Origin of the sequence: Chryseobacterium sp. MMO-72 (genome assembly GCF_037146035.1) — a bacterium.
Lineage (GTDB): Bacteria > Bacteroidota > Bacteroidia > Flavobacteriales > Weeksellaceae > Chryseobacterium > Chryseobacterium indicum.
The window spans coordinates 38,389-52,825 of the sequence record NZ_JBBCWG010000014.1; the positions used below are offsets into that span (position 1 = coordinate 38,389).

The 14,437-nt window shown below is 35.5% G+C and carries 12 protein-coding genes; 6 read left to right on the forward strand and 6 right to left on the reverse strand.

The genetic code is table 11. The features are described 5' to 3' along the window. Positions 1-45: 45 nt before the first annotated feature. Positions 46-1,992: a T9SS type A sorting domain-containing protein gene (locus WFH39_RS17060; protein ID WP_336690756.1), complete on the forward strand. Its 1,947-nt coding sequence runs from the start codon at positions 46-48 to the stop codon at positions 1,990-1,992. Between the two features lie 54 nt (positions 1,993-2,046). On the opposite strand, the gene WFH39_RS17065 is transcribed toward WFH39_RS17060, so the two are convergent. From WFH39_RS17065 to rsmG, 4 genes are read right to left on the reverse strand one after another with little or no spacing between them, the layout of a single operon-like run. After that, positions 2,047-4,740 (reverse strand): PD-(D/E)XK nuclease family protein, encoded by a 2,694-nt coding sequence (locus tag WFH39_RS17065; RefSeq protein ID WP_336690757.1) that lies wholly within the window; start codon positions 4,738-4,740, stop codon positions 2,047-2,049. Next, entirely contained in the window at positions 4,737-5,273 is a 537-nt protein-coding gene (locus tag WFH39_RS17070) for a DUF922 domain-containing protein (RefSeq protein WP_273079536.1), read from the reverse strand. Before WFH39_RS17070 ends, WFH39_RS17065 begins: the two co-directional genes overlap by 4 nt. Positions 5,274-5,279: 6 nt before the next feature. Next, positions 5,280-5,687 (reverse strand): hypothetical protein, encoded by a 408-nt coding sequence (locus WFH39_RS17075; protein ID WP_336690758.1) that lies wholly within the window; start codon positions 5,685-5,687, stop codon positions 5,280-5,282. Positions 5,688-5,743: 56 nt separating this feature from the next. Next, positions 5,744-6,379, reverse strand: a complete 636-nt coding sequence (gene rsmG / locus WFH39_RS17080) for a 16S rRNA (guanine(527)-N(7))-methyltransferase RsmG (RefSeq protein WP_256039379.1) — start codon at positions 6,377-6,379, stop codon at positions 5,744-5,746. Between the two features lie 347 nt (positions 6,380-6,726). Here rsmG and WFH39_RS17085 point away from each other — a divergent pair, with 347 nt between their 5' ends. Both WFH39_RS17085 and WFH39_RS17090 read left to right on the forward strand, forming a co-directional pair. After that, on the forward strand, positions 6,727-7,920 hold the full coding sequence (locus tag WFH39_RS17085) for a pyridoxal phosphate-dependent aminotransferase (RefSeq protein WP_076390392.1): 1,194 nt from the start codon (positions 6,727-6,729) through the stop codon (positions 7,918-7,920). Between the two features lie 267 nt (positions 7,921-8,187). Further along, positions 8,188-11,127, forward strand: coding sequence for a M16 family metallopeptidase (locus WFH39_RS17090; protein WP_336690759.1), 2,940 nt, complete (start codon positions 8,188-8,190; stop codon positions 11,125-11,127). Positions 11,128-11,158: 31 nt separating this feature from the next. Here the strand turns inward: WFH39_RS17090 and WFH39_RS17095 are convergent, their stop codons facing one another. Beyond that, the gene (locus WFH39_RS17095) at positions 11,159-11,986 is read right to left on the reverse strand and encodes a GLPGLI family protein (protein WP_336690760.1); all 828 of its coding nucleotides are present in this window, start codon (positions 11,984-11,986) and stop codon (positions 11,159-11,161) included. A gap of 212 nt (positions 11,987-12,198) precedes the next feature. Between WFH39_RS17095 and WFH39_RS17100 the strand changes: the two genes are divergently transcribed. From WFH39_RS17100 to WFH39_RS17110, 3 genes are all read left to right on the forward strand, one after another. Further along, complete coding sequence (locus WFH39_RS17100) at positions 12,199-12,831, forward strand: peroxiredoxin (RefSeq protein WP_076390398.1); 633 nt, start codon at positions 12,199-12,201, stop codon at positions 12,829-12,831. Positions 12,832-12,949: 118 nt separating this feature from the next. Next, positions 12,950-13,255, forward strand: coding sequence for a thioredoxin family protein (locus WFH39_RS17105; RefSeq protein ID WP_108410035.1), 306 nt, complete (start codon positions 12,950-12,952; stop codon positions 13,253-13,255). Positions 13,256-13,257: 2 nt separating this feature from the next. After that, positions 13,258-13,506: a DUF6952 family protein gene (locus WFH39_RS17110; protein ID WP_087709871.1), complete on the forward strand. Its 249-nt coding sequence runs from the start codon at positions 13,258-13,260 to the stop codon at positions 13,504-13,506. Positions 13,507-13,730: 224 nt separating this feature from the next. Here WFH39_RS17110 and WFH39_RS17115 read toward each other — a convergent pair whose 3' ends face one another. Further along, entirely contained in the window at positions 13,731-14,417 is a 687-nt protein-coding gene (locus tag WFH39_RS17115) for a Bax inhibitor-1/YccA family protein (RefSeq protein ID WP_256039369.1), read from the reverse strand. Positions 14,418-14,437: the final 20 nt, after the last annotated feature.

Consider the following 14,437-nt stretch of genomic DNA (forward strand, 5'->3'; position numbering starts at 1 on the left):
TTTATTTTAAAATTTTAATTTAAACATCAATAAAAATTGACAATAATGAAAAAATCAATTACTCTTTTTCTGGGACTTACAGCTTCCTTTTATTTTGCACAACAAGCCGGAGACGTTTTCAGTGTTGAACAAAAACTGGATCTTACGCCACAGGCGGTGGCAGGCTTTATTTCAAACAATCTTGGTGAACAGAATTCTCCGGATTTTATAAATTATCTCAACAGTTTTAATGTAGGTTTAAAAGCCTATAAAATAACGTATTATACAAAAAATGAGAAAAATAATCTTGTAAAAGCAACGGGACTTCTGATGTACCCGAAAGCGAATTACAAGCTTTCTACTGTAGTTTCGGATCACGGAACTACCGACAGCCGCCAAAATGTACCTTCTAATCTTAAAGGGGTTCTGTATGCAGGATTTGTAGTGGAGCTTTCTTATGTTCTCAACGGCTATATTTTAATGGCTCCCGATTATGTAGGGATGGGAAGCGGAGACGGAGTTCATCCGTATGTACACTATCCTACCGAAGCTTCAGCGACCATTGATTTTGTAACAGCAGCCAACAAAGTTCTTGCCCAGCAAAATGTGAAACGCTACGACGAGTATTTTTTAGCAGGTTATTCGCAGGGCGCTCATGCAGCAATGTCCACATTAAAGAAATTGAGCATTTCGAATCCTAACAATCTGAATTTCAAATATGCTTATATGGGAGACGGACCTTATGATTTTTCGGGCGTTACTTTACAGAAAGGCGTTCTGGAAAAAGATGTTTACCCCTTTACTTCTTTTATCGCCAATGTTGTTAATACCTGTAATAAAACAGGTTACCAAATGTACAACAGCAATATTTCGGAAGTAATCTCTTCAGAATATCTGGATCGCTACAATTATCATGTTATTCAGGATAATGGAGGTCTGCTTTGGGGACCTTTGGTATGGAGAACACTTTTTACCAATAATTTTGTAAATGATGTCACGAATAATCAGAATAACAAATTGAGACAATGTCTGAAATCAAATGACGTGTACGACTGGTATAACAAAACACCTATGACATTAGGACATTCTACGGTCGACCTTGCCATTCATCCGGAAAATACTTCTAAAACCATTGACGTTCAGAGAGGTTACTATTCGTGGTGGGATCTGAATAAATACAAACTGGAGGCATTTTATTGGGGACCTTTAGGACATATCGGAGGAATTGTGCCTTTTGTTCTGGCATCCAATGCCAAATTTAATACTTTAAGAAGCGGCGGACTTTTTAACGAATGGGCAATGCTGACTTCTAAACAGTCTCAAAATAGTCAATCCGGGATCAGTTCTATTTATCAATCACAGATAAAACCAGATCTTCAGAATATGGAACTTCTTGAAATCACAGATTTTAACAAAGAAAAAGCTGAACGAAAAACAGTGAGCAACAACAATTTAGCTTCCTTACAGGATGGAGTGTATTTATTAAAAGTCTCTGAAAATAATTCGGAAAAACTCATTCCGTACATTAAAAACAGTCCGGAAACTGTAGAAGAAAAGGATATTGTAAAATCTGAGATCAATAATATTCTGAATTTAAAAATCAATCAGGAAGAAATTTTGGCTGTCAATATTTTTGATGATAATAAAAATCTTATCAAGTCGGTTTCTCAGGAACAGTATATTAAAGACGGAGGAATAAATCTCAATACTATTGATTATCAAAATCTTACTTTGGAAATTATCACCCGTTTCTATAATTTACAGTTTAAAAAACAAATCAGTGAACTGAAAACGGAAGATACAGTTTCGGTTATTGCTCAGAATAATCAGATTATTGTAAAAGCTAAAAACGGTATTAAAAACATCAGTATTTACAATATTTCAGGAGATTTGATCCAGAATCAGGAAGTAAACAGTTCTCAATTCGAATCAAATACCATCAAAATGGGAGTTTATGTGGTTCAGGTAATTCAGAATGACGGAAAAACCTTCAATAAAAAAGTGAAATTATAGTAATTTTCTTCATACAATCCTTCAAAGAGTGCATCCGTTTCAGATGCACTCTTTTTATACAGAATAAGGTTTTATGTTTTCGATGAATGCAAGATCCGGATTCAGAATTTCTTCAATCAGGCTTTTAATGGATTTCATGGCATCATCAATATCTCCTTTTTCAAATTGAAGAGAAACAACGCCTTTTTTAGCTTCCGCAAAACTCCAGATTCCCGTCTCGATCGGAAGTCCCCAAAACTCGGGAAGATTTTGTACAACGTACTGATAAATGCACAACTGCAAAGCCTGTTTTCGGTCGCTGTTATGGAAATATTCGTCTACATTGGATTCGTCGATTTTTACGATAAGATTTTTGATCTTTGCCGTTTTATAATCGATAATTCTCAACGTTCCGTTCAGTCGGTCAATCCTGTCGATGAAACCGAAAAAAGAAACTTTGTCTTTTTCATCAAGATAAAAATCTACATTTTCAAAACGTTTTTCGATGTCTAAAATTTCCAGTACGTTTCCGCTTTTTATCAGCTCAAGATCATGATTCAAAATATTTTCAATCACTTTTTTAGCAATGGCTTTATGAATGAAATTCATTCCTTTTTCATAAAATTCCGGCTGATGTTTCAGCTTTTCAATAGCCACTTCTATATATTGATCTATTGCTTTAACTGATTCTTTTAAATCATTTTCTTTTAATATCTTACCTTTCAATACTTCATAAATTTCTTGAAGGGTATAATGCACCAGATTTCCGTAATTTTTTACAGACAGTTCTTCTTCGATTTCATCACTTTCGGAAGTATTTAAAATTTTGGAAAGGTAGAAATCGATCGGGTTATAAAGATAGCTTGTAAGGTGGGATGCGGAAACTTTTTCCTTCCATTTTTCCAGCCGCTGAAGAACAACTTCAGTTTTTGAAATTTCGATCGGCTGTGTAATAATCGGTTCGGAAGAATTTTCAATAATCAGATGTTCGATATTGTGAGAACTTTCCATTTCGATCTGGGTGATGAAACGGCTTTTCTCTCCCGTATTTACTCCGGAACTTAAGGCATTAAAAAGTAAATGTACATTTTTAGAATCCTGAATCAACCGGTAAAAATGATAGGCATAAATACTGTCGTTTTCCAAAAAAGTATGAAGATCAAAAAATCTTCTGATATCAAAAGGAATATAGGTATTCTGTGAATTTCCGAGCGGTAATTTCCCTTCGTTTACAGAAAGCATAATCACATTTTCGAAATTCAGGAGACGGGTTTCCAGAAGTCCCATAATCTGCAAACCTCTCAAAGGTTCCCCCTGAAAATCAATACTTTCTGAATTAATATGCTGATTAATCAAAATTTCCAGCGTTTCCATTTTAATTTCAAACTGATAAGGAGACAACTGGTTTTTGATAATTCTGAAAGCATTTTCGAAATGGGAAACGTTTTCGTACTGAATATCATCAATTTCCAGCCATTTGATCTGCTTGCAGAATTCAATTAAAGAATCTAAATAAACAGTCGTAGACTCTGCTTTTTTCAGTAAATTATAGTACGAAAGTTCATGCAACAATTCATGAAAAAGCTTTTTGGAAATGTAAACGATATTGCGTTCTTCAATTTTCGCTTTAAAATTATTGATCACCAATTCATCTTCAGCAGATTTCGGCAGCTCTTCCAGAATCGGGAAAATATCACGGTAATAATATGACGATTTGTTTTTCTCGAGTTGTTTCTGAAGATAGAAAAGCTGTTTTACGGCATTCGAAAAGGAAAGGTTTTTCAAAGGAAAACCCATGGTTATATTCAGATTAGGAACGCCGTGCATTACATCCAGACTTGCAGGAAGCAGATTTTCATCCAGCAAAACGACCGCAGTATCGGAGTATGTCTTATTTTCTATTTCTTTGAAGATTTCCGGTAAAATTTTCGTCTGGGTAATATTTCCCGAAACTTCGTAAACTTTTATGTTTTTGGGCTGATTAAAATCGTCTTCAATCCATTGAAAAAGACGGTGATCATCAAATTCTTTCCACGTTTTATGGTTTCTTAAAAACTTTCCGGCTTCCTGTCTTTCATCATCAAAATAATAATGATCTGCCTGAAAAAAACACTGTCCTTTGTCCCATTGCAGAAGACTTCTTACGAGCTTCTCTTCCGCCGGAGTAAAGGCATTGAAGCCGCAGAACACGAATTTTTCACTGGTATTTTTGGCAAATTCATCAATTTTTGCTTTTGCCGTTTCGTTGATCATCCCGGAAGTTGCCCAGTTTTTCTCCTTCAGTTTTTTCTTGAGAACCGGAAGAAAGACATTCATATTTTTCCAGAAATTAAGGAATTTTTTTCGCGGTCCTTCATCATCTTCTCCCAAATCCTGCGCCCATTCTTTAATCCGCTCTTCATCAAACATATACCGTAAAACGGCTTCATCGCTTTCTGAGAATTTCAGGATATCGTCCCAGTCTTTCTGCAAGGTAGGAAACCATTTCAGAAATTCTGCAAAATCATCATTCGGAATCAGATTTAAGCTTTTATACACATCAAAAGCGAAAAGCCAGAGTGCAATTCCCTGAATCTGCTGTTTGTCTGCAATTTTATCAATCAGTTCCTCAATCGTAAAAAAATTCGGCAGAAATCCGGAGTAATTATTTTCCTCAAGAATACGTCTGATGAAAACAATGGGACGTTTTCCGGGCAGAACAATATTAAATTCAGATAAATCGGAATTCTGGGTTAATAATTCACTGATGATTTTATTGAGGAATTTCAAGAGGTTTTATAGTTTTTGTAATTTTCCAGTTGTTCCGCAATAATACGGTTGTATTCTGCCTGCTTTTCCTCTACCATTCCGTTCCTTGTTTCGCCGTCATAAGTTTTCTGAAAATCCTGATATTCTTTAAGGATCGTATTGTAAATGGTTTTAAAATACCTGTCGAAATCGGCTCCGCTTTTAATCTTTTCCGAAACTTCTTTTCTCAGTTTTCGGGCAAAAACTTCAGCAACATCAAAATGTTTCTGCTCATGAAGCAGCACATAATCATTGATTCTTTTAACGTCTTTCCATGATTGGTATTCGTTAAAAATCGTCTGAATAGTAATTTTTACCGGAGCTTTCGGATTTGAAGATTTTACGTAGGAATACGTCCAGCCACAGTTGGTATACGCCACTACATTGTCTCCACGCTGGTTGTTGACTTGGCTTTTAAAATTGCTCCAATTCAATTTTTTTCCCTCTTCCCACTTTATTTTCTGACCGAATACAATATTGGAAATCAGAAAACAAGCTGCAAAAACTCCTTTCATTTATTTTTATTGAACTACTATTGTTTTGGTGATCCAGTTGTTGCCGCCATTCCAGAATTTAAAAGTATACGTACCAATCTGTTGCGGACTGAAATTGATCTGATTGGCAGAAGTGTACGTTTTTTCCGTACACGGTCCGTTCGTAATATATTTGTATGCCGTAACAGTTCGGGTTAAATTATCATTATGAATATAATCATACCCATAAAAACCCTGACAATGAGACGGATAAGTAGAATAAGTTTTAATACTCTGAACCGAAAAAACATCCATCGTATCGTTAACAATCCTTACACTGTCAATTTTGATTTTGTCAACAGATTCTATGGTATTATAGTCATCGTCATTGTTACAAGATGTAAAAAATAATCCTAAAACTAATGCAGAAAACCCAAAATGGAGAAACTTTTTCATAGTTACAAAATTTAGATTATTATTAAAAATATCAGAATTTATTCCTTAATGTAAAATTAAGAATTAAAATTACCTTTAGAAAGATACACTACTTTTTTTGTATCATAAAATTCTTCGTCAAAATAACTTTTCAGGCTGAAAATTTCACATTTCAGTCCGGCAAGCTCTTCAGCAAGATCCCCTCCTTTCAGATACAGAACGCCATTATGCTTTGTATTAAACTGTTCTTTCTCGAATTTACCTTTCAGCCATCTTAAAAATTCAGGCATCTGTGTTACGGCACGGCTTACTACAAAATGGAATTTTTCCTTTAATTTTTCAGCTCTTCCGTGGATTGCGGTTACGTTTTTTAATCCGGCTCCTTCTGCAACAGCATTTACCACCGTTATTTTCTTTCCGATAGAATCAATTAAAGTAAATTGAGTTTCGGGAAACAAAATTGCCAGAGGAATTCCGGGAAAACCACCACCTGTTCCAATATCCAAAACTCTTGTTCCGGGAGCAAATTCCATCACTTTTGCAATTCCCAAAGAATGTAAAATATGCTTTTCGTACAGAGATTCCATATCTTTTCTTGAGATCACATTGATTTTTTCGTTCCATTCGTGGTATAAAACCTCCAGTTTATTGAACTGATCAATCTGTGTCTCTGTAAGATCCGGAAAGTATTTTAGTAGTAACGTTGTAGACATGTAAATTATTATAAAAAGCAAAAATAAGTTTTTTATCAGCTTTATTCAAATTATCAAAACCAAGATTTATCTTTCTCAAATTTCTTTACTCTTCTTTTTCGATATAATTGTTGGTTCTTTTCTGTAATTTTGAAATTTTCTCATCCGGTTTTCCGGGATTGATGGATGACTGATTGATTCTTATTTCTACACAGATTCTGTTCATGAAGGAGCAAAACTATTTTTACTTTAAACAATTAACTGAATAAGTAATAAAACGCCAATGCAGACAAAAAAGCTGACTCCTGCTCTATTTTAACTTCTGAAGAAATACTTTTTATTATATTTGTTAAAATAGAAATAATTACATGGAGAAACTTTCAGATAGAGTACAAAGACTTGGTTACTCACAAACTTTTGTTATGTCGAATAAGGCTAGAGAAATGAAAGCCAGCGGAATAGATGTTATAAGCCTTACTTTAGGGGAACCCGATTTTGATGTTCCGGACAATATCAAACAGGCTGCTTTCGATGCCATTAACCAAAATTACAGTCACTACTCTCCTGTTCCCGGATTTTTAGAACTTCGTGAAGCAATTGCTCACAAATTAAAAAGAGATAATAATTTAGAATATAAACCAACGCAGATCTGCGTTTCCAACGGTGCAAAACAGGCGATTTTAAACGTTCTGGCTGCTCTTCTTAACGATGGAGATGAAGTAATTCTTCCGAATCCGTATTGGGTAAGTTATGATGAAATGGTAAAAATGATGGGCGGAGTTTCTGTGATGCTTCCGACTTCGTATGTAACCGATTTTAAAATTACAGCAGAACAGCTCGAAGAAGCCATTACAGATAAAACAAAGGCTGTCCTTTTCAGCTCACCGTGCAACCCTTCAGGCGGATATTACACGTATGATGAATTGAAATCTCTGGCAAAAGTGATTGCCAAATATCCTCATGTAACGGTAATTTCAGACGAAATCTACGAATTCATCAACTATGAAACGAAAACAACTTCGATTGCTCAGTTTCCAGAAGTTTATGAACAGACTGCCGTTATCAACGGAATGTCTAAAGCGTTCGCGATGACAGGATGGAGAATCGGATATTCTGCGTGTCCGGAATGGCTGGCTAAAGCGTGCGAAAAAATTCAGGGACAAATGACGAGCGGAGCAAATACAATGGCTCAGAGAGCTTCTATCACCGCTTTACAGACCGATCCTTCGGAGTATAAATATATGATTGATGCTTTCAAAAAAAGAAGGGATCTGGTTTATGATTTAATTAAAGAAATCCCAGGTTTTAAAGTGGTTTTGCCTAAAGCAGCGTTTTATTTCTTCCCGGATGTATCACATTACATCGGAAAAACATTAGACGGAACAGAAATTAAAGATTCTGATGATTTTGCGATGTTCCTTCTTGAAAATGCTCATGTAGGATGTGTTGGCGGAGTTTCTTTCGGAAGTCCTGAATGCATCAGATTTTCTTATGCTGCTTCGGAGGAAGATTTAAAAGAAGCTATGAGAAGAATTAAAGATTTACTGGATAAATTTAACTAAGAGTGATTTAAGTATTTTTTAAATAATAAGTCTGTTTAAACTTTTATTTAACCGCAAAAGCCACAAAAGATGAACTAAACTTTTATTTAAAGTTGATCATTATACATAAAAAAGTTCACAATAGTTTTAAAATCTTTGATTTTTATTCTTTTGAGCGCTTTAATTATTATAGAAATTCACTTTAACATTAGCTTTTGCGACTTTGTGGTTAATCCTGAAATAATTTAAACAATTTTAATAATCAAACATATTCCAACATCAATTAACATGAATTTTTTAAAAAGAATCACCATTGTAACCAGTATTGCAGCAGCAAGTTACTGCGGATACGCTTACGGACAGGATTTCCAGTGGAAAGAAGCACAGTCGAATGGCTACACCTATAAATATGTAACCAACGACCCTACCTCAGCAAGATATTATACGCTGAAAAACGGATTAACCGTTATTCTGAGCCCAACGAAGAAAGATCCAAGAATCCAGACTTTTATTGCAACGAAAGCAGGAAGCAAAACGGATCCGGCGGATCATACAGGTTTAGCACATTATCTGGAGCATATGCTTTTTAAAGGGACAGATCAATTCGGATCAAAAGACTGGGCAAAAGAAAAGCCGCTTCTTGACCAGATTGATGCTCTTTACGAAAAATATAATTCCACAACGGACGAAGCAAAGAGAAAGGAAATTTATAAAGAAATCGATAAAGTTTCGGGAGAAGCAGCGAAATATGCCATTGCGAACGAATACGACAAAATGATGTCGGGAATGGGCGCAGACGGAACCAACGCATTTACATCATACGAACAGACGGTTTACACGGAAGATATTCCTGCGAATGTAACGGATAAATTTCTAGCATTACAGGCAGAACGTTTCAGACAGCCGATTTTAAGACTTTTCCATACGGAGTTAGAAGCGGTTTACGAAGAAAAAAACAGAGGTCTGGATAATGACGGCAGAAAGGTTCTGGAATCTATGTTTGCCGCGATGTTCCCGAATAACAATTACGGAAAGCAAACGACCATCGGAACGATTGAACACCTGAAAAATCCTTCACTAAAAGCGATCAGAGAATACTATAACAATTATTACGTTCCGAATAATATGGGGATCATCATGTCGGGAGATTTTAATCCTGATGAAATGATTGGTAAGATCGACAAAGCTTTTTCTTATATGAAAAACAAACCGGTTCCGGCATACAATCCGGGACAGGAAAGTCCGATTATGGCTCCGATTACCCGAGAAGTTTACGGCCCGAATCCTGAAAACATCATGATCGGATTCCGTTTTCCGGGTGCTACGACAAAGGATGCTAGAATGCTGAATTTTATCGGAAGTATGCTTACCAACGGACAGGCGGGATTAATTGATCTTGATCTTGTTAAAAAGCAGAAATTACTGAGCGCTTATGCTTTTCCGTATGTTCTGAAAGATTATTCGGCGCTTTTGTTACAGGGAAATCCTACGGAAGGACAGTCTTTGGATGATGTGAAGAATTTATTGCTTCAGGAAATCGATAAGCTAAGAAAGGGAGAATTTTCTGATGATCTGATCCAGTCGATCGTGAATAATGAGAAGAAAAATGTGATCCAGAAGTATGAAAAATACAATTCCAGAGCAGAATCTCTGATGGATGAATTTACTTCCGAAGTCGATCACAAAACTCAGCTTCAGTATATTGAAGAAATTTCAAAGCTTACTAAAAAAGATATTATGGATTTCGCATCTAAATATCTTAAAGACAACAATTACATTGCGGTTTACAAAAGAAAAGGAGAAGACAAAAATATCGTAAAAGTAGACAAACCTACGATTACTCCGGTTTCCGTAAACAGAGAAGACCAGTCGCCGTTCCTGAAAAAGATCGACGAAATGCCGGAAGCTCCGATTTCTCCGGTATGGCTGAATTTTGAAAAAGATATTGCCAAAAGCAAAGTAAAATCGGTGGATGTACTTTCTGTAAAAAATACGGATAATGATCTTTTCAGATTATATTATTATTTCGATGCCGGAAAATGGAATAATAAAATTCTTCCTTTAGCAGCAGAATATCTGCAATATTTAGGAACAAAAAATAAATCTTCGGAAGACATCAGTAAAGAATTTTACAAACTGGCTTCAAGTTTCAATGTAAGCGCAGGAAATGAAGAAACCTACGTAACACTGGAAGGTCTGAATGAAAATTTTGATAAAACTGCGGCTCTGTTCGAAGATTTAATTAAAAACTGTGTGGCAGATCAGAAAGCGTTGGATTCCTATAAAGTGAGGTTGAAAAAATCAAGAGCCAATGCGAAACAGAATAAAGGCTCTATCATGAGCGGATTGAGAAGCTATGCACAGTATGGTCCGCAAAACCCATTCAATAATGTATTGAGCGATGCGGAACTGGATGCCTTAAAAGCAGAAGATTTAGTGAATGTATTGCATGATTTATTCAACTTTAAGCATAAAATTCTTCATTACGGTCCGAAATCAGCCAACGAAGTAGCTTCTTCTTTAACGCAGATCCATAAAGTTCCTGCTTCGCTGAAAGAGATGCCGAAGTCTAAAACATTTACCCAGATTCCTACGGATAAGAATAAAGTGTTGTTTGCCCATTACGATATGGTTCAGGCAGAAATTTTCTGGGTAAGAAACAGCGATCCTTACAATGTAAGCATTACTCCGACTGTAAATTTATTCAATAATTATTTCGGCGGCGGAATGGGTTCTGTGGTTTTCCAGACCATCAGAGAGTCAAAAGCTCTGGCTTATTCTACCTACTCTTACTTCGCGCTTCCGGGCAAAAAAGAGGATAAAGATATGATTATGGCTTATGTGGGAACTCAGGCAGATAAATTCAATGAATCTACCACAGCCATGAATGAGCTTCTGACAACGCTTCCGAAATCTGATCAGTTATTTGAAACGGCAAAAAGCGGACTGAAGAAAACCATTGCCTCCGAAAGAATTACGCAGGACGGAATTATCTTTACATATCTGAGAGCCCAAAAGCTTGGAAATAATACAGATATCCGAAAAAATACTTACGAGCAAGCTCCAAAACTGACGTTTGCAGACATCAACAGTTTCCACGACAAGGAAATGAAAGGTAAAAGCTACACCTACTGTCTCGTTGCTTCGCAGGATAAAGTAAGTGAAGCCGATATGCAAAAACTTGGTGAAGTGAAGAAATTGAATTTGACTGAGATTTTTGGTTATTAATAATGAAAAAGCCCTGAAATTCGGGGCTTTTTTATTGATAATCAATCCTGCGATTCAGTTCTATGGGGTTATTATTTTCCCTTATTTGCTTTTTAAGCTGTTTTGTCATCTTATTAAGATCCGTCGGGATAAGATTTCCTTTTTCATCTCCGGACTGTATTTTTATGTTTCTGGCTTTCAATTCTGCAAAAGGATCTGCATAATAATCGGATTGAATTTTCTGAAAATCTTCCCAACTTATGGTCGTTCCTTTCTTTGAGAAAAACAGATTATCCTTTTCCAGTTTTTTAATCTTTATTAAATTAAAACTATAGTTTTCCTGATCGTCCGAAATGTTGACAATAATTCCGGGAAGACCATTAAAAATATATGGACCTTCAGGAATAGGAATACTTTGCGTAAACCATGCGATCCAACTTCTTCCGCCGTACTCTACTGTTGCTTTCTGGCATTCAAAATCATCTATTTTCTTTTTGTCGGCTAAGATTTTCCAGTTCAAATTTTCATCTATTTTTATGAAATATTTGTCATTAAAAAAGCTCATGAAAATAACCTTTTGGATATTGGCTGTTTCAAGATTTTTCACAACATAAATCTGAGAATTAAAAACCGGGCTTCTGCCTAAACCAAGTCCCGTTCTTTGTATCATGGAGTCGGAAACCCTTTCGCGCTCGCAACGAAAAGCAGATTCCTTTTCAAAAACATCCAAGTAATAAGTTTCGGTAGTAAAGTCGGGTTTATTGGGATTAGGCTTAAATTTAAGATCATAAACAAAAGTCATTTTTTGAGACAGCATCATTGCTGAAAGTATGCATCCCAAAATAAGGAATACTTTTTTTATGAATAATTTTAAAATCATGGTATTTAAATTTACAGCTAAATTAAGATTTATTAAAATTTCATCTATCAGGAAATATGGCTAAATCATAAAAAACATCCTATTCAAAGTTTTTTTTCTTTCTATCAAACCAAAAATAATTATAGATTTTATTTATCAAAATCAAATTGTTCGATAGACGAAATGTTTCTATATTTGCACCAGAAAATTTAAAATAAAAAAACAGGAAAATTATGTCTTTAGTAGGAAAAAAATTCCCGAATGTAACAGTAGATGCAATGTCTGAAATGGGTGATGATCTTAGAATCAACATCTTCCAGGAAGCTACAGAAAACCAACAAAAAGTTCTTTTGTTCTGGTACCCGAAAGATTTCACTTTTGTTTGCCCGACTGAGCTTCACGCTTTTCAGGAAGCTTTACCTGAATTTGAAAAAAGAAACACTAAAGTAATCGGTGCTTCTTGCGATACCAACGAAGTACACTTCGCATGGTTAAATGTTTCAAAAGATAATGGTGGTATTGAAGGGGTTACTTACCCACTTTTAGCAGATACTCACAGACAGTTGGCTAATATTTTAGGAATTGTAGATCAGGATTTCGAATACAATGACGAAGGTGAAGAAGTTTTCACAGGTTCTAACGTTACGTACAGAGCAACTTACCTTATCGACGAGACCGGAAAAATTTTCCATGAGTCTGTAAACGATATGCCTCTTGGTAGAAACGTAAAAGAATATTTAAGATTAATCGACGCATATACGCACGTACAGAAGCACGGTGAAGTTTGCCCTGCAAACTGGGAAGAAGGAAAAGAAGCGATGAAAGCAGACAGAACTTCTACGGCGGAGTATTTAGCGAAAAACTAAGATAATGTGCTAATTTGAAAATGAGATAATTTGAAAATTGATCACATTGATTATTTAAGAATTATCTCATTTTCTATTTTTCAGCATTTTCAAATTAATAAATTTTCAAATTAAAATTATGTATACAGAATTAACAGAAGATACGCTTCAGAATATTGTAAGCGAAAATGAAAAGGTTGTAGTACAGTACGGTGCAACATGGTGCGGAAACTGCAGAATCATGAAGCCGAAATTCAAAAAACTGGCATCGGAGAACGAAAGCATTCCTTTCCTTTACGTAGATGCAGAAAAATTACCGGAAAGCAGAAAATTGGCAACAGTGGATAATCTTCCGACTTTTGCAATCTTCAGAAATGGTGAGTTGGTGAATCAGGTACAGTCTAATCAGGCAGAAAGTTTAATTAATTTATTCAACGAATTGTAATCATGAAGTTACCGATCATCAGACAGTTTTATCAGAACCAGACTCCTGAAAATCTTGAAAAAACGTTAGAAGTTTTAGAAAGCTTCACAGAATTCAGAGGAACTACCGAAGAAGATATGAACGTTGCAGGAGAATTGATTACGAATATCTGCGGAGCTCTGGAAGTTCACGCCAACGTACAGAACGGAATGAGCGAGAAAGATGCTTTAAATTCTTTTGCTCAGAAGGTTTTAGGATCGATTGACAGATAGTGTTTAAACACGAATTTCACGAATATTTTTAAAAACTGTGTCATTTGTGCTAAAATTAGTGCCGTTTGTGTTTTAGCTTAAACACGAATTTCACAAATATTCTTTCACAAATAAACACGAATATTTTTAAAAATTGTGTCACTTGTGTTTAGATCAAACCAAAAATAAAATCCCGATGAAAAGACATCAGGATTTTTTGGGTTTATAAAATTTCTCTTATTGAATTAGCTTCTTCTGCTCATTAAAATTCTCAAAATATACCAGAACAAAAGCATAATAGAAGCAAAAAGCTGTAAAGAAGCTCCAACATACTGATCTGTCGTGTAAGAATCTTTCAGTTTGCTTGTCTGATACAAAATCGTTGCAGAAGCCAGAATTACCATTCCTACCGAAAACCAAAGTCCAAGATCGAATCCGAAAATCATTCCGCCAACGATTAATCCCAGAGAAATAAATCCTCCGATTACAATAATATTTCTAAGGAAAGAAAAATCTCTTTTCGAAGTAAACGCTACAAAAGAGATCCCTGCAAACATCGCGATGGTTAACATTGCTGCCTGATAAATAATCGATCCACCAACATTCACTACTGCAATGTAGATCATCGGCATAAAAATTAACGCTTCAAGCAAAATATAAAATCCAAGTCCCATATACTGAACCGATCTGCTTTGCGAAAGAGACCATTTATTCGCTAATACAGAAGCCAGCCAGAATACTCCGATAATTAACAGCCAGGTAAATTTCCCCTGAAACATTAATCCGATAACTTCCGGCGGAACGGTTTTTAACAATACGGTTTCTACTCCAATAAAAGCAAGAATCGCCAAAGCAACGTGCAAATACGTCTTTTTATAAAATTCCGCCTTTTCCACTTCTTTGGCATGTGCCACTAAAACATCTGTCATCATAGTTTTTTATTTTTTAATAT

Excerpts from the sequence above, each read along its gene's own strand:
- WFH39_RS17060 (WP_336690756.1), top strand. The coding sequence starts at position 46 with ATGAAAAAATCAATTACTCTTTTTCTGGGACTTACAGCTTCCTTTTAT.
- WFH39_RS17070 (WP_273079536.1), bottom strand. The coding sequence starts at position 5,273 with ATGAAAGGAGTTTTTGCAGCTTGTTTTCTGATTTCCAATATTGTATTC.
- WFH39_RS17075 (WP_336690758.1), bottom strand. The coding sequence starts at position 5,687 with ATGAAAAAGTTTCTCCATTTTGGGTTTTCTGCATTAGTTTTAGGATTA.
- rsmG (WP_256039379.1), bottom strand. The coding sequence starts at position 6,379 with ATGTCTACAACGTTACTACTAAAATACTTTCCGGATCTTACAGAGACA.
- WFH39_RS17085 (WP_076390392.1), top strand. The coding sequence starts at position 6,727 with ATGGAGAAACTTTCAGATAGAGTACAAAGACTTGGTTACTCACAAACT.
- WFH39_RS17090 (WP_336690759.1), top strand. The coding sequence starts at position 8,188 with ATGAATTTTTTAAAAAGAATCACCATTGTAACCAGTATTGCAGCAGCA.
- WFH39_RS17095 (WP_336690760.1), bottom strand. The coding sequence starts at position 11,986 with ATGATTTTAAAATTATTCATAAAAAAAGTATTCCTTATTTTGGGATGC.
- WFH39_RS17100 (WP_076390398.1), top strand. The coding sequence starts at position 12,199 with ATGTCTTTAGTAGGAAAAAAATTCCCGAATGTAACAGTAGATGCAATG.
- WFH39_RS17105 (WP_108410035.1), top strand. The coding sequence starts at position 12,950 with ATGTATACAGAATTAACAGAAGATACGCTTCAGAATATTGTAAGCGAA.
- WFH39_RS17110 (WP_087709871.1), top strand. The coding sequence starts at position 13,258 with ATGAAGTTACCGATCATCAGACAGTTTTATCAGAACCAGACTCCTGAA.
- WFH39_RS17115 (WP_256039369.1), bottom strand. The coding sequence starts at position 14,417 with ATGATGACAGATGTTTTAGTGGCACATGCCAAAGAAGTGGAAAAGGCG.